This window comes from Lactobacillus sp. UCMA15818 (assembly GCF_030400225.1).
Lineage (GTDB): Bacteria > Bacillota > Bacilli > Lactobacillales > Lactobacillaceae > Liquorilactobacillus.
This window is the reverse complement of the sequence record NZ_VJYB01000001.1, coordinates 34315-60273: the sequence shown is the minus strand read 5'-3', so window position 1 is coordinate 60273 and position 25959 is coordinate 34315. Positions and strand designations below refer to the sequence as shown.

The following is a 25959-nucleotide window of genomic DNA, read 5'->3' as shown; positions in this document are numbered from 1 at the left end:
TGAAAAAATGACTGAATTAACATTGGCAATTGACCAGAGTACCCAAGGAACAAAAGTATTGCTCATAAATCCAGATGGTACAATTGCATATAAGGTTACTAAAGGACACCGACAAATTATTAGTCCTCACGGCTGGATCAGTCACGATTTAATCGAAATTAAAAATAATCTCAAAACACTGATTCATACTGCTTTAAGCCATACGACTGATAAGATCGTGGCAGTGGCAATCAGTAATCAACGTGAAACTGCTGCTGCATGGGATAAAACAACAGCAGAACCTTTGGCATTAGCTGTCGTTTGGCAGGATAATCGAGCTGTTTCGCTCACTGAATCTATTATATTAAAAGAACATGCTCACCTAATTAAGCAAAAAACCGGATTACCACTCTCACCCTATTTTACCGCTGCTAAATTTGAATGGATGCAACTTTATGAACCTGCTGTTCGCGATGCACTTACTGCTGATAATCTGTGTTTTGGAACTATTGATAGCTGGTTACTGTATATTTTAAGCGGTGGCATTTATAAAACAGAACCGAGTAATGCCTGCCGAACCTTGTTGATGAACTTGGACACTGGTAATTGGGATCCAGAATTATGTACTTTATTTGGAATTAATATCAATAATTTGCCACAAATTGTTGATTCAGATAGTATTTTTGGTGAAACCACCCTTTTTGGTGAACTATCTACACCAATCCCAATTATAAGTATATTGGGTGATTCTCAAGCAGCATTGTTCGCAGAAAATTGTTTGCAGGCTGGTCAAATTAAAATTACTTTTGGTACAGGCTCTTCAATTATGATGAATACTGGTGAGAAACAAATTCATATTGATGGTTTAAATACTTCAATTGCTTGGCGAAAAAATAAAAAAACAACTTATGCGTTGGAAGGAAACGTTAACTATTCCGGCTCATTAATTACATGGCTTAAAAATAACTTAAACATAATCAATGATCCGTCAGAAACCAACGCTATGGCAGAAGCTGCCAATCCCAATGATACTACATTTCTAATTCCAGCATTCAGTGGAATGGCTGCTCCATACAATTATCCACAACTCAAAGCTGCATTAGTTGGAATGTCTCAGTTGACTGGACGAAATGAAATTGTGCGTGCAGCTTTGAATGCAGTTATTTACCAAATTAATGATGTTATGAATTTAATGTACCAAGCATCTGCAAAAATTAGCTCCACCGTTCATGTGGATGGTGGAATGATTGCAAACCGTTACTTAATGCAACAGTTAGCTAATATTTCACAACAATCAGTTTTAATCTCCTCTATCCAAGAGTTAAGCGGAGTTGGTGCAGCAATGAGCGGTAAAAATAATCATGGATTAACTTTTCCACCCGAAAAAATATATACAGCTAATATCCACCAACAAGATGCAACTAAACAAGTTAAGTTATGGACATCTAATATTAAGCAGCTAATAAAATAAGGAGGTATTTAGAATATGACAAAATTTCCAAATAATTTTTTATGGGGTGGAGCAACTGCCGCCAACCAACTTGAAGGAGGTTGGCAAGAAAATAATCGTGGCCCTTCAATTGCGGATGCTTTACCTGGGGGCAAAAAAAGAATGCAGGTTATTAACCAACCAAATTTTGATTGGACTATTGATGAAAAAAAGTATAATTACCCGAACCATTTTGGAATTGATCATTATCATCGTTATAAAGAAGACATTACTTTATTTGCGGAAATGGGTTTTAAAGTTTATCGTTTTTCTGTTGCCTGGAGCCGCATTTTCCCACAAGGCGATGAAACACAACCTAATGAAGCCGGACTAAAATTTTACGATAACTTGATTGATGAATGCCTAAAAAATAATATTGAACCTCTGATTACACTTTCGCACTACGAGATGCCACTTAATTTGGCAAAAAAATATGGTGGTTGGAAGAATAAACAGCTAATCAATTTTTTTGAACATTTTGTCCGGATTGTAGTTACTCGCTTCGGTTCAAAAGTCAGATATTTTTTGACGTTTAATGAAATTAATTCAGCTGCTCATTTTCCAGCACTAAGTCAAGGCTTAGTTCCAGAAAATGGTGCGACAAATAAAAAAAATATTTTTCAAGCTTGGCATAATCAATTCGTTGCTAGCTCAAAAGCAGTACAAATTGCACATAATTTTAATTCGCAAATTAAAGTTGGCTGTATGATTCTTTATGCAACGAGTTATGCTTATAATTCTAATCCAATTAATCAACTATCAAATTTGCATAATAATCAGAATTTCAATTTTTTCTGTGCTGATGTACAAATTCGTGGTGAGTATCCTTCATATAGTCACCGGTATTTGAAAGAAAATGGAGTTTCTGAAAATGATTTAGACAGAACAACTGATGAATTAGCTTTGCTGAAAGAATATCCAGTTGATTTTATCTCGTTTAGTTATTATATGTCTAGTGTAATTGATGCTACTGCTGCAACTAACGAAACTGTTGCAGGTAATTTATTAGGCGGAGTTAAAAATCCGTTCCTCAAAGCAAGTGATTGGGGCTGGCAAATTGATCCAACTGGATTACAAATTTCCCTTAATGAACTGTATGACCGGTATCATAAACCTCTTTTCATTGTTGAAAATGGTCTTGGTGCAAAAGATAAAGTTGAGACAAATGGAAAAATTTATGATGATTATCGTATCAATTATCTTAAATATCACATTCAAGCAATTAGTGCTGCTATTGAAGACGGTGTTGAAGTAATGGGTTATACTCCGTGGGGCTGTATCGACTTAGTCAGTGCATCAACAGGTGAGATGTCAAAGCGTTATGGCTTTATCTATGTTGATCTTGACGATAATGGTCATGGAACAGCTAAACGTTTACGTAAAAAATCATTTGCATGGTACAAAAAAGTCATTGAAACAAATGGTGCTGATTTAGATAATACCATAAATTATTAGAGTGCTTATCAGATTTTATTAATATCTACCATATGCAGAACTGGGAGCAGAATTATCTCCAATTCTGTTTTTTTGTTTTTTATAATTAGTCCTCATATTTTAAGCGTATAATCCTAGGTAATTAATGAGGTGATTAAATCATGCAAATAAGTCTCTTTGAGAAAGACGATTCTAAAAAATTATTTGAATATCTCAACAGAGTTTCAATACAAACTAATAATTTAGGGTTAGAGCAGCAAGAACTACAATCTTCATTTGATTTGGAAAAAATTAAACATCTTAATGACAAATTACAAGCAAGTGTCGCCTTCGTTGCCCAGGATGATAAAGCGGCTAAAATTATTGGATTAGCGCAAATAAGTAGAAAACTAAGAATCAGGTATATGAATCAAGCCGAATTTGCTATCTCAGTTGATGAAGAATGCTGGGGACAACATATCGGCAGTAAATTAATTGAAGCTTGTATTGCTTGGGCTACCAAAAAGTGGGACATTGACGGCATATATCTGGAAGTATTGTCTGATAATCAAAGGGCAATTAATTTGTACAAAAAGTATGGATTTGAAATAGTAGGCAACTTACCTATTTTGTTAACGATTGATGGTCAAAATAAAGCTGGTAAGCTGATGTTTAAAAATCTGAAAAAATAGTATTATTTGCGATATTTATAACAGCATTTTTGTACTTTTCAAAGAAATTAATTGGCCAATAATAATTATTTCAGAATCCTTACTATACAAAACAATGCGGGCAAATTCAGTGGGTTTTCAATCAAATACCTAACCAAGTTGTACAATTGTCGGTTCATATCCGGTACTTTTGAGTATTTTAATAAGATCTGCATAAGAAAAAATAATAGTTGCAGTATTAACATTAGGGTGGGCAGAAATTGCTGACAAGTTTTTCAAGTCAGCATCTAGCAGCACCCTTATTTTGTGTTCGCTATCGTTAGGCAGAGCCAATGGAGTCACCATACCTGACACAATATGTAGTATTTCTTCAAGTTCTGCTTCACTTGCAAAGCGCAATTTATTCCGACTGGTACCTAATTGTGGTGCTAATAACTTAAAGTCAACTGGCTTATTAGTTGTTAGAAGTAAATAATATTGTTCATTTTTTTCCTTTTTTAGCAATAAATTCTTGACTTCTGGCAATCCCTTAGGAGCATGCGGATCATTCATTGTCCATAATGGTGGGTGCACAATTCTTTGATAGTCAATTCTTAATTTTTTTAATAAATTAATAGCCTGTTCTTCAGTGGCGTATGAAATGTTAAATCCCTCCTGTATTCCTAAAGTGGGCTCCATTAATATCATTGGCTAATGATTATATTGTCAATAATCTGACCAGCATCTGCATTAGTTAAATACTTAATGTTATTACTCATACCCACAATAGGTGCGCTGGCATCAACAGTGATGGTTGAAGCCGCCTCACCAGGGTGCTTCTGATCCATCTCTTCAAAGGTTGTAATGTTGTCTTGCGGTAAATCATTTGCGGCTACAAGTGTACTTGTTTTTTTATATGTAGTAGTTGTCCCCTGTCCAATTCGTACTAACTGGTTTTCATTAACAAATAGATACAAATAACCTACACTATCCCCGCTGGCAACAGCTTTTTGCGTTAACTGATAGCCCGCATTAGCTGCATTAACTTTTTGTGCAGCATAAGTTATATTCTGATTTAGTGATATTAGTGAATATGAACTCAATTTCTGAATTGCGGAACGCTCATAACTATTGTATCGATGTTGATACATATAACCATCTTCAATCATAATTTTTCCAGTATCACTTGAACTTGTCGTGGTTTCCGGCGCAATCCACGTTCCATTTAATTTATTTAATGAAATCTGGCTAGTTGCTTTTTTTGTACTTGTATCAGTAAAGGATTGACCACGTGCAATTATTATTGTTTGTTTAGTATCAGCATATTGAATGTTAATCGAATATAGATGATGTCCCTTGGCAACAAACGCTTCCGGAAGTGTCATTCCATTTATTTTTGTTTCTAAAAAAACTAAATCTGATAGTTTACTAATTCTAATATCTGAGCCTAGTTTTTTTAGCGCATCATTTACCTGTGAAACACTCATTAAATGAATGCTCTTTTGCGCACTTTTAATATAGTTTTTAAGCATATTTTGTTTCCACTTTTTTAATGACACTCGTCTATAATTGACCGAACTAGACATAAATTGTCCTTTAGAAGTAGTCCAACTAGAAAGTGCATCAGTTTTGGAAACCACAGAACTGGTTATTTGTTTTGATACACCTTGATTCTTTGTCTGCTTAGAACTGATTCCACGACTGAAAGTCCAAGTTTTTGATTTAGCTTGCAGTGTTTTATTTGTCGTTGTTTTAACGGTATCATCAACTACTTTCCCCTTTTTTTGAAGATTGCATCCTGAAACAACTACCATTAATAAAACAATTATAAAAAGATTTAATTTACGCATAAAAATACCCCAATTCATATTTAATCAATTAATTATAGCGTTTTAATAAATTACAAAAATAGACTATGTGCCCGTTTTCTAAATTCTCAATTGATTCTTTATCCATACCTTGAGCACTTCTTTCTCAGGGAGCTGGGTCAAAAGTTAAATTTCCCCGAATTATATCACATTCCCTTTTCAACGCTTTAATTATTTTACATTTACCTACTAGCCCTTCAAATATACAGGAATCAAAATATCCTCAATTAACATCTCTATCATGTCTCGACTAATATTATTTTGTAGGAACATTTTGTAACGAAGCCACTCAAAAGGAAGTAATTTTACATCGTCAGGAATATCTTCTCTTACATCTTCTCCTCGGCTTCTTGCTCGCTCCAATATCCGATTTATCGCTCGTAAATCGATTTCTGAATTTTTGTCCATTAATCGTTGCATGGCCTCATTAGGTTGATCCCCAATTCCTATTAATAGACTTCTCAAAAATGTTTTCCCTAGTGTATCAATGCTAATAAGAAAACGATTCATTAATTGGAGCAGATCATCATGCATATTTTTACCAGTCAGAGCTACCTTGTCCACACTTCCTTTATTCTCAAGTTGAATTCTATCTTGAAATGCTGAAATAGCGAGTTCAAATGGTGTCTCCCACCGTCGATAAATTACAGACTTACTGGTTCCTGCAAGCTTAGCAATTTTTTGAAAAGTTACTCCTTCTATCCCTTCTTCATCAACAACCTCACGGACAACCTTATAAATAGCACTTTCTAATTCAATACCTCTACGTCTAACATTACCCATAAATAACACCTCTTTAAGATACTTTTAGTTTCTTATTGACATTTATTCTTCATAGAGTAATATAACATGTGTGGTATTAAGATACTACTAGTTTCTTATTAGGAGGATATATTCATGTCTAAAAATAATTCTTATATTCCAAAATCAGTTACTGTTACTGCTTGGATTTTAGTATTAGGTGCCATGGCTCCATTACTTGATTCTACAATGGTAAACATTGCGATTCATACACTTGTCAAAGATTTGAATAGTTCTGTTGAAATTGTTCAATGGACTATTACGGGATATGTGCTGGCGATTGGGGTTGCAGTTCCTTTCTCCAGCTGGTTACTGAATAAATTTGATGGTAAACTCGTTTTTTTGATGGGAGAAATTCTTTTTGCAGTCGGTTCCCTACTATCTGCACTCTCACCTAATATTAATTTCCTTATTGGTGCTAGATTGGTGCAGGGCTTTGCTGGTGGTCTCATAATGCCAATATTGACTACATTACTTGTCCAAACGGCTGGCCAAAAAGTAATGGGACAAATGATGGCAACGGTTGGTTTACCAATGATTCTTGGTCCACTCTTTGGTCCAATTCTTGGTGGAGTCATCATAAAATACCTCTCGTGGCATTGGATTTTCTGGATTAATATCCCAGTTGGCATTATCTCAATTATATTAATTATCTGGAAAATGCCACATTATCCGGCACAAAATAAAGCAGCAAAGATGGATTTGGTAGGGATAGTATTACTCGCAGCATCAACCACCGCTATCATATATGGAATTGTTAAAGCTTCCAGCACTGCAAACTTTTTAAACCAAAAAACATTAGTGTTTGTAAGTTTAGGTCTAATCTTACTGATTTTGTACATCATTTGGGCTTTGATAATAAAAGAAAGGGTTGTCTTACCACTGAAGTTATTTACACATAATTCCTTTAATGGATCTGCCATCGGTCTTTTTATCGCTGGAACAGTTTTAAATGGTGCCATGTTATTGCTACCGTTATTCTTTCAAGATATTCGTAACATGAGTGTCATGATGGCCGGACTGGCATTAATTCCACAAGGCTTCGGCATGTTAATTTCGCGCCCTCTCACGGGAAAACTAACTGATAGTATCGGTGCAAAATATGTTGTTATGGGAAGTCTCTTGATTACATTTGTTGGAACACTTCCATTTTATTGGATTGATGGTACAACATCCTATTGGATTATTGCTGTAATTTTATTTATCCGCGGAATTGGTGCAGGAGGAATCTTCATGCCACTAATGGCAGATGCATACACTGGTATGGAAAATTCGCAAATTCCGGCTGCCTCAATTGGTTCTCGGATTATTCAAAATATTGGCAGCGCATTTGGATCTGCATTAATTACAACTTTGGTAACAGCTTATGCAAGTTCTAACATTACGTCTTTCAAACATAGTCTTGCAACCAATAAGTTTCATGGTAGTCCAGAATATATGAAAATGTTTTTGCAGCATCATCTAGAACTAATCAAAGTTCACTCATTTCAATATGGATTTATGGTCATTTCTATTGCTGCATTATTGATTGCTTTGCCTGCAATGCTGCTTACTAATAGAATGGGGAAAAAATAAATTTAATTTGAGTAAGAAAAGAAGTTGTGTCACAATTTTTGTTTTGGCGCAACTTCTTTTTGTGATATTCAAAAAAACATTGGAATTTTTTAATTCGTTATCAGTGCAAAGCTTCAGGGTATTTAACAAGTAATTTTTCAAACATATAGCATCCAAGTTTATGCTCGAGACTATTAACCCAACTCGTCATTTTGAACACATCCTATCTTAAATCTAATATTGTTTTAACCTTTCCATTTTCTACTCACATAGCGAATAATTTTTTGTATAAATGAATCGACTAGATTTAAAGATCGTATTAATTATTCAACTCCTAAGGCCTTAAACACAGCATCTTCAGGTGTATTGTAAAATATAATATTGAACGTTGACATCAACTCTGGTGGAACTGTTGCCAAATCAGCAGCATTTGCCATTGGAACTAAGACTTTTTTAGCTCCAGAATCGCGAGCTACTTGCATCATATCAGCAAGACTTGTTACCTTAATTAAGGTGCCACCAATTGTTATATCACCTAAAATAGCCATACTTGAAACAATTGGTTTATTCAAGGAAACTGAACATAAGGCAATCATTGTAGGTAATGACAATGATTCAGGATTTCCAACACCATTTAGATCTTGCGTATTAAATATAAAATCATGAGTAGTTGTTGAGATAGATGAACTAATTGCAGCTGCGTTGGCATTTAAATATTTATATGCTGAATCAGTTTTTTCTTTAGCAGCTGAATCACTGCCTAAACCAGTTGCTTTAAATTTACCGTTGCCAGATACCATTTGTGTTTCAAACTTATATGCTCCAATACGTCCACTTGCACCGGTTGATGCTGAATAAATATGTCCTGGTTTACCAATTCCTTCAGGAATTAATGTTCCACTACCTTGCTCAGGTACCGATACATACTCTTCACGATTTTCTTCTAAATCAATATATGATAAGTTGACATCGAAAAATTCCATACCGCCAATTTTTTTAAGCTGCTCTTTAACACGTCGCCGCATTTCAATCGCAAATTTAAGGACTTTTTCAACTTCTTTTTTACCAAACTTACCATCTGGATAAACTAGCTTAATTAACCCTGATACCATCTTTTTAACTGCAATTGTGTCCCGTTGATTCAGTTGAGAACCGAGTTTAAAATAGTTATCAATAGCATCACTATATGTTGTTTTACGCAGTTCCCTCATTACTTCTGAATAATAATCAGTGATAAAACCATAATCATTTGTAAAAAAGTCGGGACGATATTTTGGAATTTCCCATCCAGGGAGATAACAGTGCATACGGTCAAGAAAAGCTGAATCAGTCCCCATCTTGTCAGGAAATGGTTCGAATAAATTTGAAGTCTTTAAAATTACATCTATGCTTTGATTAATATTCCCAACAAACACCATTGAAGCGGAAGCATTTTTCTCTTCTTTGCCACGAGCAAATGATCCAGAGGCCATGTAATCCTTCATAATTTGGACTAAATCACCATCTTTTACGTTGATTCCTGCTACTTCATCAAATGCGACTGTATCCCACATACCAACTAACCCCATTGCTCGACGAGACATGTTATAGAACAAATTAGCCACTGTGGTTTGTCCACCCGACACCAAAATTGAGTTTGGCGAAATTTCTTTATAAACATGTGATTTCCCAGTACCACGTGGACCAAGTTCACATAAATTGAAATTATTTTCAATTAGCGGAATTAAACGTGCTAAGTGCAGCCACTTAACTCGCTCATTAAATTGAGTTGGTTCCATCCCAATAGAACGAAGTATGATATCAATCCATTCTTTTTCAGTAAAGGCAGCTCGACCTCTTTTAAATTCTTCAATATCAAGACCTGGCATTTGAATTGGATCTACTTTTTTCGCAATAAATGGCGAATTCTTCTGATCATTTTCATCAAACCAGTACTCCATTTGAACGATACACCAAATACCACCGCCAAGTAATCGATCATACTTTTTCGGATACTCATCACCAATACGAACACCTGATAAACCCAAGTTTGAAAACTCGGCTTCATATTGATCCTTTCTCTCATTCAAAGAAACACTGACTTTATCAATGACTGTGTACCCACCATTCTCACGAATCTTTGCTTTCACTTTTTCAGCTTCATCTGGACGAACGTAATTGCGAGCTAAAATATTTTTGACATTTTCCACTCCCTTTTGAACAAGATCTTCGTCCAACGATGAAGCATACATTCCCAGCAAATATTCCAACACATAAACAGGAACATTTGCTCCCTCTTTAATTTTTTTTGTTAAATCTTTACGGACAATTTTTCCAGGAAAATTTGCCACTAATTTATCTAAAATAACTTGATCCACTAACTTCCTCCTAAATATCGAATCCAAATCCACCAGCAAATGGATTATCAATCGCAAATTCAATATGTTCTGTTTCAATTTTTGTCTCTTCATTTTTTACAATCAAATAAATTTTTTCATTTGTATCATAATTACGATTTACGAAATCAAAAGTAAAGTTCGTAAATCGTTCACTCGATTGACCAGAAGTTGAATCAGCATAATAAGCATTTTGGTTTGTAATTAGATTTCCTTTGCCATCTTCAAAATAAAGCGAATATTGAGCTTTTGTAACAGAATCATTAATCGCCTCTGTTTGATAAAATTCAAGAGCAACAGATAACCCAATGATTTTTCTTTTAGCAGTCATTAATTGAATTGTTACTGGTTTTTTTTGTGCGGATCCACGAGCCACGCTTATTTCTAATACTGGAACAATCATTTCTTGGGGAGATGAGCCACCATGGACATAGTTCTGACCTCCACCAGCTTTTTTGAAAATAGCTGAAGTTTCTGGAAAATGAACATAGCGATCATCTTCATTATGCAATACGTCCCCTAATTTGACAGAACCAATACCAATTTCATCATAATGGTTCTTGCTAATAATAAAACGCCGCTCAACGTGATCTAAATCAGAACTAGATGGATTCTCAATCTTCTCGTGTTCCTCTACTTTAGATCTTGTATAAATAAATCCATGGTCGCTTGTAATAATAAAACGATAGACATTTGCACCATTTGAAATAAATTGAATAAGTGCTATCAGTTCCTTAATCGTATTTTCTACTGCATTAAATACTTGAGACTCTGTTCCAATTTTATCTCCAGTTGCATCAATTTGATCATGATAAAGGTAAATCACTTCTTGACCATTAAACACTTCTCGAAGTTCTTTTGCATTTGATTTTCCCATAACGTTTTCGTAGGTAATTGCCAATGAATTTGAATTTTTTTCTTTAAGAATTTTATTTCGTGCAACTGTTCCTTGTGTTTTTAAACCATTTACTCGAACATCTGTATCTTTAATATATTCATATGGTTCATGATTCCCACGTAATGAAGCAGCTTTCCCAAATTCTGTCACAGAAGGTAATACTGTGAAAATTGTATCCATTTTTGAAGAATACTTTTTTTCTTGTTCAAGAAATTGTTGAATTTCTTTTGCTACTTCGTATCGTAAAGCATCCGAAATGATTACAACAGTTTTCATTTTGTTCTTTGCAAATTTATCATAGAAATCAAGCATTGAAGGCCGTTCATCTAAATACAATAAAGCATTCCACAATCGACCAATTTCATCCAAAAATGTCCTATATTGTTTTTCAACTAGCACTTGCAATTTGGTAAACTTATCTTGTTCAGCACATCTATCCAGATGCCAAATAAATTTACGATAATACTGATCTACCAAATAAGATGATGTTTCGTAGTCTTTAACAAATGATGTAAATTGATCGGTGTTAGTATTTAAGACGTACTTTAGTATCTTCTGAGCATTCAAAATTACTTCATATTGATGCACGTATTTAATACCAAAATGAGCTCGTTGCTTAAGTATCAATGCTTCTGATAATGATATTCCACTAATCATCGGCGTTAAATCCCCACTCATTAATTGCCTTATGTAGTACTGAATTACCAGAATGTGAATTGGTTCAAATATATCCGCTGCCAACAATTCCTCAATAGGCGCTTTAGCAAGAATTTTATCTCCTCCAATCAAGCAATAAGTATCTTTACTCAACTTATCAAACGTTGCTGTATAGCGAGAATCATTCATTACACCATCCATAAATGATACAATTGCAGTTGTTTGGTTAGGAACTTCATATTCCTTCAAGTTAGCTGGTAATTTTTGATGCCCCATCTGACCATAGAAAGCATTTGCAAAAAATGAGATAGCTAACTTTTGAATTGTCGGTTCCTTAGCTGTATATCCATAATATTTAGAGATATATTTCCAGAGTGCCTCTTGCAAGCCAAAGCTCGCTAGCTGATCATACAAGTTACTTGAAGTATTAGTATAATCAATTAACAAAGCTTGAATAATACTATAAATTTGAGCCGTGTTTGCTTTTGTCACAACAGCTATCAATGTTATTTCAAGTTCCTGTTTAGAGTTAATTTTCGTAGTCATAAGTTTTTCAAAAGCAGCTATACGGGATTTTGCTCCAAAAAATTTAGTATACTTTTCCATTGTATCGTGTAAATTCGATGGAATGTTAAGTTGTGTCATTATAAGCGAAATTCGATCTGCACTAAATTGACTTGAATATTTCATAATACTTAATAGATGGTTATTTTCATCATCGTCATCCATTTTTTTGAAAGGGGCATAAATGAGATAATTATTTTTTTTGTCTTCAATTTCAAAGAAACGTTTAGTCATAAGCTGAGTCCGTGACTCAAGTTTATAAATCTTGGCATCGTTTAATTGAATCTGTTTTTTATCAATATCCTCTTCAAACTCATTTTTTGGATCAAACCAAAAAATGAGTTTACGTTCTCCATATGTTACAAAAAGCTCATTTAAACGAGTCTGAATTTGACTTAAATTTAAATCTGACATTTTCTTTTCTCCTTAAGGTTCTTTTACACCCTTAGTCAAAATTATAAATTTTTCACCATTATCTGGATCACGCTGCAGTTTATCATAATTTACAACTACTCCATCATCCAAATCAAGTAAAATTTTCTTTAAAGCTAAGTGACCAAGTTTATTATCAAATTCATGCAGCTCTTTTAGTTGTTTTTTAATTTTAATAATTTCTTTTTCATATCGAGCTGATTCACCAGCATTTGATGTAGCTATTTTTTGACTTTCACGTAATTCGATTCGAGAATTATAAGCATGGCTCAATTTTGTCACATAATCAATACGCAAATGTCCAAGCAAATTTTCATCATAGCGATGTAAGTACATCAACGCTTTCACACCATTTGCTTTTCCAGAATCAAATTGCCAATAAATTGGACGTTTTTTATAAGTTAACATATGGTCAGCGTAGAATTTAGATACAAAATATTTACGAATCTTAGCACGACTTTTTCCACTACCAGGTAGAATATCTGCAATATAGTCTAAGTTTTCTTCCAACGTTTCCTTCCCATAGACAATAGAGATAAATTCTACAAATTTTATTACAATATCACTTTGATCATCTTGAAAATACTCATCATCCGTAATTAGTAAAATGTTATCTACATCTGGCTTAAATTTATGATAGCGAGATATATCAAAGTCTCCACCAGCGAAGATAAGCCCCTCTTCATCTAATGAATATCTCCCGAACATACAACCAACCGCGTAACTAATTAATGATTTAATATCACGTTCGCGGTCAGCTAGGGAAACAGACACTTCTTTATCGTCCACATGATAATCAAGCTCATCTTGTAAGCCATAGAGTTTAATGAAAATTTTATTTAGTTCTTCTTCATTTGATTTCAATTGATTAAAGCGATCCCGTGATTCTTTTTCCCAGGCCTCAAATTTATCTTTGATTAATTTAGCCACTATGCAACCCCCTGTTTGTTTCTATTTTATATTATACTGTGTTTTTATAATATTTGTATTATTCATTGTTAATTTTTCTTCCACAAAGCCATATTCTTATTAAGTACGAATAAATATGAAGGGAACTATTCAAATGACTACAAATTTAACACTTGCTAATTATTTTCATGAATGGATGGAAACTTTCAAGAAACCAGCAATTTCCTCGGTAACTTATGTAAAGTACCAAAACACCTATCAGCATATCAAAAATTACTTTGGTGATATCAAATTCAACAAAATAACGCGCCAAAACTACCAAACTGTTTTGAATAACTTTGCTAAAACTCATGCTAAGCGGACAACTGCAGGATTTCATAAACAAATTCGAGCAGCAGTTATTGATGCACTTGAAGAGGGAATTATTAAGACAGACTTTACACGTAAAGCAATTATAACTGGTCGTGAAAAAGTTACTGAAAAAGTTATGTTTCACTCTTATTCAGAGTGGCAGACTTTAATCCAAGCAACTTGTATTTCAACCAATTCTTATGACTTCATTATTTATCTTTCAGCAATGACTGGTCTACGATTTGCAGAGGTTCTCGGATTGACTGTTGCAGATATTAATTTTAAAAGTAAACTCATTGTCGTGAATAAGACCTGGGACTACAAATATCATACTGGTTTCAAACCAACAAAAAATTCAAGCTCAATTCGAACTATAGACGTAGATACAAAAACACTTCATGTAATCAAAAACATAATACGTGCAAGAAAATTCAAACTTCCGCAACAAAAAATTTGTGAAAATGAAAATGGCAAATTACCTGTTAGTGCAACTATTAATCGCCATCTTGAGAAGCTGTGTGATAAACTCAATATCGCATCTATCTCTTTTCATGGATTACGGCATACACATGCTTCTATTTTATTGTTTAAAAATGTCAACATTTTAAGTGTTAGTCGCAGACTTGGACATAAAGATGTGACTACAACTCAAAGTGTGTACTTACATATCATCAAAGAAATGGAAGAACGTGAAACAAAGTTGATTATGAAAATTATGATGAAAGCACTATCTGAATGATTTTGCTTTACAAGAACTAAAACTGATTGATCCAGCAATGGGAAGTGGGCACATCCTTGTATATGCATTTGATGTATTCATGCAGCTTTATGTTGCTGAAGGTTACCGCGAACGTGACGCTGCTGAGTTAATTCTTCAAAATAATCTCTATGGACTGGATATTGATAAGCGTGCTTTCCAGTTAACTTACTTTGCATTGATAATGAAAGGCCGTCAATACTCAAGACTAATTTTGTCTAAGGATATCAAACCAAATATTTATGCCATATCTGACAATTTTGGTATTAATGAAACTGAACTCCAATTACTAAATATTAAATTTCCTAATCAAAAAAAAGCACATCAAGATTTATTACAATTGATTGATGGTTTTAAAGATGCAATTGATTTAGGCTCGTTAATTGAGTTCAAAGGCATTAATTTCGATAATCTAAAAGCTGGGCTTAATGAAGGAACTGTATCGCTTTTGTATCCTGCAATTAGTGAGATGGTGAATGTTGGAGAGTTATTACAACAGAAATATGATATTGGAATTACGAATCCACCTTATATGGGTAGTTCTGGTATGAATAAAGTTCTATCAGATTTCGTAAAGAAAGTCTATCCAGACAGCAAAAGTGACCTATTTGGTGTGTTTATTGAAAGACTGAAAAAAATGATTAAATCGTCTGGATATTATACAATGATTACACAACACGCTTGGATGTTCCTGTCTAGTTTTGAAAAATTGCGTTTCAAAGTTAATCAGCAAACCATCATTAATATGGTTCATTTAGGAACTCGTGCTTTCGAAGAGATTGGCGGTGAAGTTGTACAAACAACTATTTTTGTGATGTCACCACTTAAACATAAAAGCTATGTTGGTAGTTACTTAAGACTTGTTGATTTCAAAAATTATAAGTTGAAAGAAACAAAAGTACTAGAGGCTATTGGTGCTGATAAAGCAGATTATCTATATTATACTTTCCAAGATAACTTTGCTAAAATTCCGGGACAACCAATTTCGTATTGGGTAAGCGAAAATCTTCTAAAATTGTTTAAAAATAAAACCATTTCAGAATATGGAGATGCCAGACTTGGCATGGCTACTGCTGATAATGATACTTTCTTGAGATTTTGGCATGAAATTGATATTAATCAAGCAAACTTTTCAGCCAATAGTCGCCTTGAAGCAATAAATTCTAAAAGAATTTGGTTTCCTTATGATAAAGGTGGAAGTTTTAAACGTTGGTACGGTAACAATGAATATCTTGTAAACTGGAAGTCTGATGGTTTCGCAATACAGACTTTTAAAGATAACCATGGGAAAGTTAGAAGTCATAACTATAACTTGGACTATATTTTTGATGAAGGAATTACTTGGTCAGCATTAACATCTGGTAAATTTTCTTGCAGATATTCTACTCATTCATTGTTTGATAATGCCGGTAGTAAAATATTTGCTAAAAATAAAAAAGATACCAATTATATTCTAGGAATTTTAAACTCTCCCTTGACTAATGAGGTGTTTAAATTGATTAATCCTACAATGAACTACCAACCAGGTACTGTTGCATCAATGGTAATGAATTTAGATGATAAGAGCATAATTACAGGAAAAGTTCAAGAACTTATTGATGAGTCTAGACTTTATTGGGACTCCTTTGAAATTTCTTGGGATTTCAAAAAACACTCACTAATATAAATTTGTTATTTTTTTTAATAAATAAATTTATACAGGAATGGAATTTAAGCTTTTCTAATTATAATGACAGACTATTCAAGCAAAAAATTGAATATGTTACTTTATATCTTTTAAATTCAGTACCGTCTGAAATAATTAGCAAGACATTTTTTCCTTTTCTTTACAGTAACTATGATTACATGAAAATTTAAGAGATAATGCTTAATAAATCAAAATTTTCGTCGATGATAAGGGAAAACTTCGGTCGCGTCCACAAAATACCGATTATTACTTCAAAGAAGCGATAACTTGGCCATTAATAACATCTGGTGGATTAAGTGTGCGTTTTCGAGAATATGGCAGTATTCATGACGTTTCTGGTATGTCAGCATTTTCAAACAAAGAAATCAATATCTTTTATGTGTTAGGAATGGTAAATACACCAATTGGCAATAATATTTTAAAGGTGCTCAATCCAACAATTAATTCACAAGTCGGTGATTTTCAAAATATACCGGTAATTTTTGATACTGATAATCCAAGAATAATTGAACTAGTTAAAGAAAATATTCAAATTACAAAAAATGATTGGAATCAGATCTATGATCATTGGAACTTCAACAAGCATCCACTAATTTAGTAAGAAAGTTGAAAAGGGCAAACCTAATTTAATAGGATTACCCTTTTCTTTTATAATAATTGATGTTTTCCAAAAGCTTTCCAACCAGTCTCTTTGTTTAGCCAATCTTTTTTACAAATCTCGATGTTTTGTCTAACTATAGAATTTATGTGATCCTCGCAATTAAGATTGACGAGCGTAGGAAATAATGACACATAACCTATGTGCATGTGAATAGTAGGGTTCAAGATTTTGAAAATATAGTTCCCTACAGGAGTGTTAAGAAGACCCAGTAAATAAAGTTTATTTTCAGCCAATTTATTAAAAGCTGAATGACCGGTTGAATCAAAAACACTTCCAGATTCACGAAATCTCATTGAAAAATCACCACTTGTGACATCCGACCAAGTTATCGCTTCTTTGAAGTAATAACTTGGGTTTCGCACCACGCTTCGTTGCTTTCCTTTATCATCAACGAAATTTTTTATTTCTCGACCATCATTCTCCCAATTAACCACATAATCATAGTTGCCATACCAACGTCTAAATGAACCGCCTTTATTGTATGGAAACCATTTTTTTCCTGATTTAACTGAGTCCTCTATGGAGGTAGCATCAAACTTAATACGGTTCAAGTCAACCTCCCACCATTCACGTAGGAAACGGTTATTGTCCGCAGTTGCCAAACCCTGCTTAGAAGTTACAATTTTATCCATTCGTGTTCCAATAACGAAATCATGAATAAGCTTTTCGCTTACCCAAAACGATATAGGGCTCCCCGGAATCTTTGTAAAATTTTTCTGATTTGTTTGATAAACATAACTTAGATCTGGGTTCTTAACTCCCCCAAGAACTTTCGCTTTTTGGATTTCCATACCTCCGCGGAAATCCGACAATTTGAAATAGTTTCCAACTGGCTCATTTTTTGTGTTTTTAATTGTAAAACAACAAACAGGTACAGTCGCTTCCTCAAATGCAGAATACTCCATTTGAACCAGACTAGAGATACTTTTATTCGTAATCAAGAAGTTGCGCAATTTTTCATAAGATTTGATGAACATCCAGACAAACGGTGTCATAAAACCAGCATATCCATCTTCAACAAGCATTTGACTATTCATCTTAATAAATACAGAGAACAAGTCTGTTTTTACATCAGGATAATTATCCTTGACGTATTTATCAAGTATGGGACTCATCTTATTCAAGTATGGTGGATTAGTTATTACCGCCGTATATTTCGAGGTAATAGTTTTAACAATATCAAAAATTTGCAAAATCTTTTTGTGAGTTTCAGGTAATTGATAAAGAATGTCCATATCAGAAAATTTATCAAATACATCAACAAACTTATGAAGTTCATCAATTTCTTTATTATTTATGTTATGAAAATTTAATATTGAACCAATTTCTGTTGCATGAGTAAATTGTTCAATAATTGAATTAAGTTGGTCTAGTTTTTCAGTAAATTTTGCATGTGAAAGAGTTGATAGTTTTTCTAAACGTTTGAAATATTCGACCGAAATATCTTCAGAATTAATAAATTGATATAAATTCAACTTCATTTTTTTATTTAGAATTCGTCGATTGTATTCTCGACCTTTCATCATCAAGGCAAAATAAGCTAGTTGATAGGCCCGTTTGTCAATTTCTAACCCAAATAAATTATTCAGTATAATTAACTCAGCAGCGTCACGTTCGCGGTAACCTTCAGCAACATAAAGCTGCATGAATACATCAAAAGCATACACAAGAATGTGCCCACTTCCCATTGCTGGATCAATCAGTTTTAGTTCTTGTAAAGCGATAACACTTTTATCCTTTTGTTCAGCAACAATCTGTAACTGCACATCTTCAGGTTGTTCAGCAGTTGACAAGTAGTATTTCCAACCAAATTCGTCTGCAATTTCTTTCTCGGTGCGTATTTCCAAAGGATCAGCCATTTTTTGGTCAATATAGTAACGACCAAGTGAATTTTCCACCATATAACGCACAATCCAATCCGGTGTAAATAATTGTGTAGCAGCGGGGATCTCATCTGCACGAATCTTTCGATGACCACGAGCAAACACTTTGTCTTTGGGTTCAGTATTATAATATTGGTACATCCATCCAATAATTTCTACTTGCCCACCTTTTTTCACATTGAAATTCTCTTCTGGAATTGTTAGCAAGTTTGCAAGTACACCGTTATTATCTATGTACGAGATTGTAAACAAAAGTTCGGTATAGTCATCAATACGTTCAAATAAGTCAGGTAATTGTTGGTTCAAACTATTACATTGTTTGATAAAAACAAGTTGATAAAGTTCATCTACCGCATTAGCTGAGTTAACTGACATTAATTCTATGACTCGGTTCTGCATAGCCGTATCCATTTCTTGGTACAACTGTGAATCTAATAGATTTGTAATGATATCAGGTTCTCTTTTCCCATCAACCTCACTTGAAAGAACACGTTGATGTCCTGGCAAGTAGTCATTTATTTCCATAAAACGCATAGCAATTAAGCGATTAAACCAAGTATATGCCACTTCTTCTACTAAATTGTCAAAAGCAATTGCTGCGCGATTCTTTTCTTTTGGATCAACTTGCTTTTTACGTTTAACCAGTGCTTCAATTAACTTAGCACGGTTGACGACATCTTTGCCTGTAAAGCGTTCATTATTTGAAGAGACCTCAATAGTATCGTTTCCAATTTTAACAATTTCACCAATATTATTTTCTGTAATACCTAACTTAGCTAATTTATTAATAATGCCTTCACGAAGTTTCACACGAGACTCCATGGCAAAAATCTTAATTGCTTTTTTGTCCATTAATAGCGCTCCTATCAGTTACAGTAGAATATCTAACTCATTATCATCATTTAACTCTGAAAGTAATTCTTGTTTCAATTTATTTACGAAAGCATTCACATCCGCCTCAGAATTAATTCGTTGACGAGTTTTGATCAAGTCTTTCATATATACATTTCTTACCTTTTTAATTGGTTTAGCTGAAATTGGGGGATCTTGACTAATTTTACTAAATTCTCTAGCTTTTCTAGCGGCTTCCTCACGTCTGCGATTTTCCTCTGCAGTGAATTTCTTTGTAAAAGTATATTGCAATGTATCAGCTTGAGCTTTGAGTAACACAATTTGGTCTAATGTTTGTGTATCTACTAAAGACTGAATTAAATTATCAAATTTTTGAACTACTTCACTTTTAAAATTGTCACCAATATCGCGACTATCTAAATCTTCTAGAACATCTCGTTTAACTGACTTTATTTCATCAGTAGCATCATTAGACTTAGATTCCATGAATTTCATGTACTCTGTCTCATACTGACTATTCAATTCGCTTAGTTTTGGAATAGCGCGATATGGAGATGCTTGTTTCATGATATTTTTCATCCCTGCAAGGATTGAATTAATTCTATCAGTCGGTTCTTGGGTAGTACTGTCTTCTACGCGGCTAATATAATCTCTTGCCTTATCCCAAATTAGTTTTTGATTACTAGTATGGAAATTATGAATATCTTCATAGTTCTCTGCCCAATCAAGTAATTCTTCTTCTTTATTTTTCAAAACTTCAAAGAATGATTTCGTATCACGAGCATCTACGACTTGTTGTAAGACACCAAGTGCTTCATTTATTTCACTTGATTGAGGATAATAATGGCCAAATGTGTCTTTGAAGCTATTTAACTCAGATATCATTCGTTGGGTCTTTTCATTGAATCGCAGACGTGTTGTATCATCATTATTTTCGTCAACAATACTACGACTTTTAAATAATTCTTCGCCTAAATTACGGACCATTTTTTTCTGGACATCATTCGCTTTTTGACGAAGTTTGACACGAATTTTTTCTGGCGATTTACGATCAGATATAGCTTTTGAAATTTCATTTATATCTGAATTAGTATCTAGTGGAATTGCATTTTTGAAGAGACTAATGCTCCCTTCCTTAAATAGACGAGCAATTGTCCACTCCAAATCTTCATTAACAAATCCGTATGGTGCATTATTAAGATAGTTATCCCGTAATGTTTTCATTGTCACTGTAAGATTTTTATTTTCCTGTAATAAAATATATCGACTCACATCATCAACTACATTTTGATTTTCTACATGAGCAACCAATTCACTATCGCTGTATTTTAACAAACTATTAATATCGGATTCAGAAATTGCTGAATCTACCAAATCATTTTTGTAATAAACAAGTTTAGCCATTTGTTGCAAAGCATCATTGAGGCATGCTTTAAAATCTGAACCTGAAACCTCTAATTTGTTATTGTTAAAGTAGAACGTTGCTTGTTTTAAAAAGTCATTTAACTGAACATTAATTGAATTAATCAACTCTTGATTTTCGGAAGTTTTCTCAGTTTTAACGGCTACAAAATTCCTAATAGCACTTGATGTATTAGCAGTAGTGATGTATTTTTCAACTTGTAAATACGTCCTGATGTGATTCATAAAGTCTTGATCAACAGGTAAATTAATCAGCATTTGATTTTTTGTACTTGCTAAGATAAGTTGTGTTTCATCATTCCATAAGGGATGATCAGGTGTAATAATCTTAACTTCTAGATTAGGATTACTATTCTTACGATATGCGTAATCATCCACATAAAAGTTATACGTAAAATTATAGCGATTTTCGAACATTTTCCCCACTGCATGTGGGTTCTTATATGAAAACTGATTTCGTCCAATTTTGTCATCCAAAATATCTCGAGCGAGCCTATCTTCAATGTCCGTTTCATTCAAATCAATATTGTTAATCAAGCGCGTCACTTCTTGTTCCTCATCCGTTTGAAATACATAATTTTTTAAGTTTTGACGAATCAAATTTTCACTAATTAAGATTTTCAAAGCAATTTCAACTTTTTTTTGAAGAACTAATTTATCTTCATTCACATGACAAATCATCAAGTTTGTTATATTGTTAAGAGTTGGCTTAATGTTTTGATCCACATATTTAATCATGAATAAGACTTTTAGAATAGCAATGTTGAAATGATCATTTTTATCTGGTACTATTCGTGTATTTTCTTCTGCTTGTTTAATTACCTTTGCATTGTCAGTTTCATTCAGCCATTTTTCAAGTGACGGATAAAATTGATCCAATGAGACCAAAGTTGAACTATCATTATTGGCATTTCGTTCAGCAGTTTCTTTGAAAAACGCAAGTAATGAACGTTCTCCTCGGGAAAGATTTGCTCCTTGAATAGAGTGTTTTGAAATTTGTGTTAAGATGTTTGCTAACAAGTTAAATTGGTAAGGAATAAATGGATAGACATCTGCATAATTCTTAGCACTATTATAAAGTTTCAGCTCTGGACTATCTTCAAAAATCAATATTTGATTAATATCATTTTCATAATTTGGATAATCTGCTTCCAAATAATTTTGCCCGGTAATATTTTTGGCAAGTATGCGTTTTTGAATAACCTCATCCGCATTAGCAGATGAAAGTGATAATGTAGTTTCAAAACGACCTTTAATTTTCGAAAAGTCTAGGGCCGCTGCACCAGCTATGTCAGTAATCTTATCAATAGCTTGTTGACTAGTAGCAATGACCCATGCCTTTCCATGAGACTTGTCTCCAAGTTCTTCAACAATAGTCTGCAACTGCAACGTTAAATCACTATTTCCACCAATATACTGTCCGATTTCATCTACCAAAAATACAATATGTTCATTATTACCTTTTGATTGAAGATATTCTTCAACTAGATTTGCAAAACCTTCAATACTAATAATATAGTCTGATTCTAATTTGTTAAACCAAGTTTTAGCAGCATCCTCAGACATATATCCAATACTAACCAAGCTGTCCACTACTGAATCTTGAATAAAATCAACTTCGTGTCGCTCTTTAGTCCATTCAATTCCATTTTTCTTCTTGAAGTTTTCCTTAAACTCATCATATTTTCCTTTTTTATCTAAACGTCGTTCCAAGTCAGCAACTTTAGGATTAGTCGAATATCCCAAACTATCATTGAAAACTTTCAAGAAAACGTTTACTAAACTATTCTTTTCTTCAACACCTGTCTGATGTTTTGATTCCACATTGAAAAGAATGACATTTGTTGGAGTTTTAGCAGCTAAATTCATATTCGCAATGGTCATCGGGTCCTTAATTTTTCGTGTTTGCTCATCACCTTCAGTAAGAAAATCAAAAGCTGTTTTCCCATTAATTTCTTTATTCTCAAGAGTGTAGGAAAGAATTTTTAAAAAATGAGATTTACCAGAACCAAAGAATCCTTGAATCCAAACACCCATTTTATTTGTATTTCCAGTAATTCCTTTCTTATAAGCATCAAAAAAAGTTCTAAAATGGCCTTGAAGTTCCTTTGTAACAACGTATTCATCTAGCTCCTGGTAAACTTGCCTATCAGTTGCTTTCGAAGCAGTGATAACACCTTCAATATCTCGATGGATATTTCTTAAAAACATATCATTAATTTTCATTTGTTTACTCTCCTAATTAATTCTAAAAGCTCTATAGTAATTAGCGTCACGATTTGTATCTAATATGGTTAAGCGCAAACGGTCATATTCCCCCGGATACATCATTATAACCGGGCGTTTTGTGTAAACTAAATGCATTTTATTCAATATTGAATGTGCCCGAACTAGCGGATATATCTCACCTATACCGGTCAAAATTACAACTGAGTTACTTTCTACACGATGCATAATATAATCCGTGAAATACATCTCACTGTCATCAAATTCTTCCATCTTAAGTAAACGATTAATGCGTGTCGCCACAAACATAATATCGTGTTTTTTTTCCCATTGAGAAATAATATTAAGATATTTTTTTGACTCTAGTAATTCCATCATAATTTTGTAAAGATTAAACACTTGGAGAGTAAAACCATCGACTACTGACGAATTTTGGTTCTCTAAATAATCAACATGTTCACGCACCAACAGCTCATCTTTTGGATCGTAATCAAAAATATAGTACCCAACCTCATTTCCCAATCCGCGATTTGTTAGAAAGTCTTCTGACTTAATTGTTTGATCAAGGGCCTTGAACCGCTCTTCTATCGTTTTTTTCATTTACTATACTCCCCCAGTTATTGCTTTTCTAATATCTAAGCGATTAATAGATTGCAACCATTTTAAAACATGGGAATCTAAAACTTTTGGCGTTATGATATCAACACCTTTAGTCTCCCGAATCAAACCCGATTCAAGTAAAAAATTTCGATATGTACTTGCCAAACGATGGTAAGTATATGGCTTCCATCTGGAAACAATTATATTGGTTCTTTGCTTCTCAGAAAAAAAAGCTTTGTAGTCAGTTGATGGCAATTGCAAGATTCCTTTTTGAAGTTGACCTTGATAGACTTCAAACATAAATTCCAGCATTAAATCATTTAACAAAAGAACTGATATCAAAGTAGTAATTTTTTGATTGTCCAGGTTTAATTTAGGAAACAACCCTTGCATTTCATTTCCTAAAGCATTTATTCGACGCCGTGCTGTTCTGTAGGTCTCTTTTGCACGACTTGCACTGGGTGCTCCAAATATATTTACTTCCTCACTAAGTTGTTTAATCTCTATATCAGTTTTACCTTCATTTAGCATTTCAATATATTGCTTAGTTTCATAAAACCAAAATCGTTGTGAAACTAATCCTGCACTGTACTTTTTCTCCGTCATGCTGACTATTCTCCTTCAATAATTGGATCAGGCTTAATTTTATTTAACTTAATGTTACTCTAATAACACAAAATTCCAATTAAGCAAAGTACTTATAATTAAATAAATATTAGTTAAAGGTACACTCAATTCTTTTTTGAGACATTCTTTTTTTATCAAACAAGATGTCCATATATTATTTTTATTATATCACTGGATAATAGAAATCATATATAGCACATTACAAAAAAACTATACCCTTATACCAATGTTACTGTTTTTAAAATAAATATGTAATTTTTACTCTTATATTCATACTTACCTGTATCTTGAACTAATGAGGATAAATTTTTGTGGTTGAAAAGGTATAGATTACATATAAAATGATATAATAAAAGCTGAGATATTCGACGTAATTGAGAAAGGTTGTTGATTAAATGGCGAGAGGCAAAACAATTCAGTTATATTTAATAGATGGCACACCAAAAGGGCGTATTAAATGCTCGTTAGCTAACTGGACAGGAGTAGCATATAAAATTCCAAGGACCACCTTAGAACAAGCAAAAAAGATTGGAGCTCTAAAACAAACTGGGGTTTATTTTTTATTTAGTACTTCCGATGAAACACAAGAAAATATTGTGTACATAGGACAAGCAGGAGTGAGAAAAAATGGAGAAGGAATTTTGCATAGACTTCAGGAGCACAAACGTAATCCGGACAAAGATTATTGGACTGAAGCTGTTGTGTTTACTACCTCGAATAATATTTTTGGTCCAACAGAAATTAGCTATCTCGAAAATAAATATACAAAATTAGCAACTGAAAGTAAGAGATATATCGTAAAAAATGCAAATGAACCAACTCTTGGAAATGTCACTGAAGAAAAGGAATCTGAATTAGAAGAATTTATTGATTATACAAAAATAGTAATTGGTGCATTAGGATATAGTATTTTCGAACCCATAATTAATGAACCTACATCCGGTACTACTGAACAATTGCTTGATAATGAGCCAATTCTTACCCTAAGAATTAAAACACATACTGAACAAAAAGTTATTGCCAAAGGAAAACAAACAAGTGAAGGATTTGTTGTACTTAAAGGAAGTAAGCTAAAAGAAAAAATTTCAAAATCAGCTAGTAGAGCAACACTAAAAAATAGAGAACTTGCTAAACATCATTATGATGAAAATTTCATTCTACTAGAAGATATACTTTTTACTAGTCCATCAGCAGCGGCCTCTTTTATTACGGGATCATCAGTAAATGGGAGGAAGGAATGGAAAGATGTACATGGAAAATCCATTAATCAACTTGAAGCTGAGAAATTACCCACTTAGTTTACA

General features: G+C 33.4%; 18 protein-coding genes. 8 read left to right on the top strand and 10 right to left on the bottom strand.

Annotated features, from left to right (window positions below):
- Positions 1-7 precede the first annotated feature (7 nt).
- The 3 genes from FFX44_RS00275 to FFX44_RS00265 all read left to right on the top strand — a co-directional run bounded on the left by FFX44_RS00275 (position 8) and on the right by FFX44_RS00265 (position 3573).
- The gene (locus FFX44_RS00275; RefSeq protein ID WP_289976752.1) at positions 8-1450 is read left to right on the top strand and encodes an FGGY family carbohydrate kinase; all 1443 of its coding nucleotides are present in this window, start codon (positions 8-10) and stop codon (positions 1448-1450) included.
- A 15-nt stretch (positions 1451-1465) separates the two neighbouring features.
- Positions 1466-2923 (top strand): glycoside hydrolase family 1 protein, encoded by a 1458-nt coding sequence (locus tag FFX44_RS00270; protein WP_289976748.1) that lies wholly within the window; start codon positions 1466-1468, stop codon positions 2921-2923.
- A 140-nt stretch (positions 2924-3063) separates the two neighbouring features.
- Positions 3064-3573: a GNAT family N-acetyltransferase gene (locus tag FFX44_RS00265; RefSeq protein WP_289976746.1), complete on the top strand. Its 510-nt coding sequence runs from the start codon at positions 3064-3066 to the stop codon at positions 3571-3573.
- Between the two features lie 129 nt (positions 3574-3702).
- Here the strand turns inward: FFX44_RS00265 and FFX44_RS00260 are convergent, their stop codons facing one another.
- From FFX44_RS00260 to FFX44_RS00250, 3 genes are all read right to left on the bottom strand, one after another.
- On the bottom strand, positions 3703-4230 hold the full coding sequence (locus FFX44_RS00260; protein WP_289976744.1) for a YbaK/EbsC family protein: 528 nt from the start codon (positions 4228-4230) through the stop codon (positions 3703-3705).
- 5 nt (positions 4231-4235) lie between these two features.
- Entirely contained in the window at positions 4236-5381 is a 1146-nt protein-coding gene (locus FFX44_RS00255) for a hypothetical protein (RefSeq protein ID WP_289976742.1), read from the bottom strand.
- A gap of 207 nt (positions 5382-5588) precedes the next feature.
- On the bottom strand, positions 5589-6182 hold the full coding sequence (locus tag FFX44_RS00250; protein WP_289976740.1) for a TetR/AcrR family transcriptional regulator: 594 nt from the start codon (positions 6180-6182) through the stop codon (positions 5589-5591).
- Positions 6183-6296: 114 nt separating this feature from the next.
- Here FFX44_RS00250 and FFX44_RS00245 point away from each other — a divergent pair, with 114 nt between their 5' ends.
- A complete protein-coding gene (locus tag FFX44_RS00245) occupies positions 6297-7775 on the top strand; it encodes an MDR family MFS transporter (protein ID WP_289976738.1) in 1479 nt (492 codons plus the stop codon).
- Positions 7776-8077: 302 nt separating this feature from the next.
- On the opposite strand, the gene brxL is transcribed toward FFX44_RS00245, so the two are convergent.
- The 3 genes from brxL to FFX44_RS00230 are packed head-to-tail and all read right to left on the bottom strand — an operon-like array spanning position 8078 to position 13610.
- Positions 8078-10111 carry a protease Lon-related BREX system protein BrxL gene (brxL, locus tag FFX44_RS00240; protein ID WP_289976734.1) on the bottom strand — a complete coding sequence of 678 codons (2034 nt, stop codon included), beginning with the start codon at positions 10109-10111 and terminating at the stop codon, positions 8078-8080.
- Between the two features lie 10 nt (positions 10112-10121).
- Entirely contained in the window at positions 10122-12662 is a 2541-nt protein-coding gene (gene pglZ / locus FFX44_RS00235; protein WP_289976733.1) for a BREX-1 system phosphatase PglZ type A, read from the bottom strand.
- Positions 12663-12674: 12 nt separating this feature from the next.
- Positions 12675-13610, bottom strand: a complete 936-nt coding sequence (locus FFX44_RS00230) for a hypothetical protein (RefSeq protein WP_289976730.1) — start codon at positions 13608-13610, stop codon at positions 12675-12677.
- 133 nt (positions 13611-13743) lie between these two features.
- Here FFX44_RS00230 and FFX44_RS00225 point away from each other — a divergent pair, with 133 nt between their 5' ends.
- The 3 genes from FFX44_RS00225 (at position 13744) to FFX44_RS00215 (ending at position 16982) form a co-directional block, all read left to right on the top strand.
- Positions 13744-14679 (top strand): site-specific integrase, encoded by a 936-nt coding sequence (locus tag FFX44_RS00225; protein WP_289976727.1) that lies wholly within the window; start codon positions 13744-13746, stop codon positions 14677-14679.
- A complete protein-coding gene (gene pglX, locus FFX44_RS00220) occupies positions 14672-16363 on the top strand; it encodes a BREX-1 system adenine-specific DNA-methyltransferase PglX (RefSeq protein WP_289977690.1) in 1692 nt (563 codons plus the stop codon). The genes FFX44_RS00225 and pglX (FFX44_RS00220) overlap by 8 nt, the downstream gene beginning before the upstream one ends.
- Before the next feature lie 319 nt (positions 16364-16682).
- Complete coding sequence (locus FFX44_RS00215) at positions 16683-16982, top strand: hypothetical protein (RefSeq protein ID WP_289976725.1); 300 nt, start codon at positions 16683-16685, stop codon at positions 16980-16982.
- Positions 16983-17032: 50 nt separating this feature from the next.
- On the opposite strand, the gene pglX (FFX44_RS00210) is transcribed toward FFX44_RS00215, so the two are convergent.
- The 4 genes from pglX (FFX44_RS00210) to FFX44_RS00195 are packed head-to-tail and all read right to left on the bottom strand — an operon-like array spanning position 17033 to position 24634.
- The gene (gene pglX / locus FFX44_RS00210; protein WP_289976722.1) at positions 17033-19780 is read right to left on the bottom strand and encodes a BREX-1 system adenine-specific DNA-methyltransferase PglX; all 2748 of its coding nucleotides are present in this window, start codon (positions 19778-19780) and stop codon (positions 17033-17035) included.
- Between the two features lie 18 nt (positions 19781-19798).
- Complete coding sequence (gene brxC / locus FFX44_RS00205) at positions 19799-23428, bottom strand: BREX system P-loop protein BrxC (RefSeq protein WP_289976721.1); 3630 nt, start codon at positions 23426-23428, stop codon at positions 19799-19801.
- Positions 23429-23440: 12 nt separating this feature from the next.
- A complete protein-coding gene (locus FFX44_RS00200) occupies positions 23441-24028 on the bottom strand; it encodes a DUF1788 domain-containing protein (protein WP_289976720.1) in 588 nt (195 codons plus the stop codon).
- A gap of 3 nt (positions 24029-24031) precedes the next feature.
- Complete coding sequence (locus FFX44_RS00195; protein ID WP_289976718.1) at positions 24032-24634, bottom strand: DUF1819 family protein; 603 nt, start codon at positions 24632-24634, stop codon at positions 24032-24034.
- Positions 24635-25050: 416 nt separating this feature from the next.
- On the opposite strand from FFX44_RS00195, the gene FFX44_RS00190 reads away from it, so the two are divergent.
- A complete protein-coding gene (locus FFX44_RS00190; RefSeq protein ID WP_289976717.1) occupies positions 25051-25953 on the top strand; it encodes a GIY-YIG nuclease family protein in 903 nt (300 codons plus the stop codon).
- Positions 25954-25959 lie beyond the last annotated feature (6 nt).

Bases quoted from the DNA above. Each gene is read 5' to 3' on its own strand.
- FFX44_RS00195 (WP_289976718.1), bottom strand. From the start codon at position 24,634: ATGACGGAGAAAAAGTACAGTGCAGGATTAGTTTCACAACGATTTTGG.
- pglZ (WP_289976733.1), bottom strand. From the start codon at position 12,662: ATGTCAGATTTAAATTTAAGTCAAATTCAGACTCGTTTAAATGAGCTT.
- brxC (WP_289976721.1), bottom strand. From the start codon at position 23,428: ATGAAAATTAATGATATGTTTTTAAGAAATATCCATCGAGATATTGAA.
- FFX44_RS00200 (WP_289976720.1), bottom strand. From the start codon at position 24,028: ATGAAAAAAACGATAGAAGAGCGGTTCAAGGCCCTTGATCAAACAATT.
- FFX44_RS00270 (WP_289976748.1), top strand. From the start codon at position 1,466: ATGACAAAATTTCCAAATAATTTTTTATGGGGTGGAGCAACTGCCGCC.
- FFX44_RS00275 (WP_289976752.1), top strand. From the start codon at position 8: ATGACTGAATTAACATTGGCAATTGACCAGAGTACCCAAGGAACAAAA.
- FFX44_RS00255 (WP_289976742.1), bottom strand. From the start codon at position 5,381: ATGCGTAAATTAAATCTTTTTATAATTGTTTTATTAATGGTAGTTGTT.
- FFX44_RS00250 (WP_289976740.1), bottom strand. From the start codon at position 6,182: ATGGGTAATGTTAGACGTAGAGGTATTGAATTAGAAAGTGCTATTTAT.
- FFX44_RS00190 (WP_289976717.1), top strand. From the start codon at position 25,051: ATGGCGAGAGGCAAAACAATTCAGTTATATTTAATAGATGGCACACCA.
- FFX44_RS00245 (WP_289976738.1), top strand. From the start codon at position 6,297: ATGTCTAAAAATAATTCTTATATTCCAAAATCAGTTACTGTTACTGCT.
- FFX44_RS00265 (WP_289976746.1), top strand. From the start codon at position 3,064: ATGCAAATAAGTCTCTTTGAGAAAGACGATTCTAAAAAATTATTTGAA.
- pglX (WP_289976722.1), bottom strand. From the start codon at position 19,780: ATGGACAAAAAAGCAATTAAGATTTTTGCCATGGAGTCTCGTGTGAAA.
- FFX44_RS00225 (WP_289976727.1), top strand. From the start codon at position 13,744: ATGACTACAAATTTAACACTTGCTAATTATTTTCATGAATGGATGGAA.
- FFX44_RS00260 (WP_289976744.1), bottom strand. From the start codon at position 4,230: ATGGAGCCCACTTTAGGAATACAGGAGGGATTTAACATTTCATACGCC.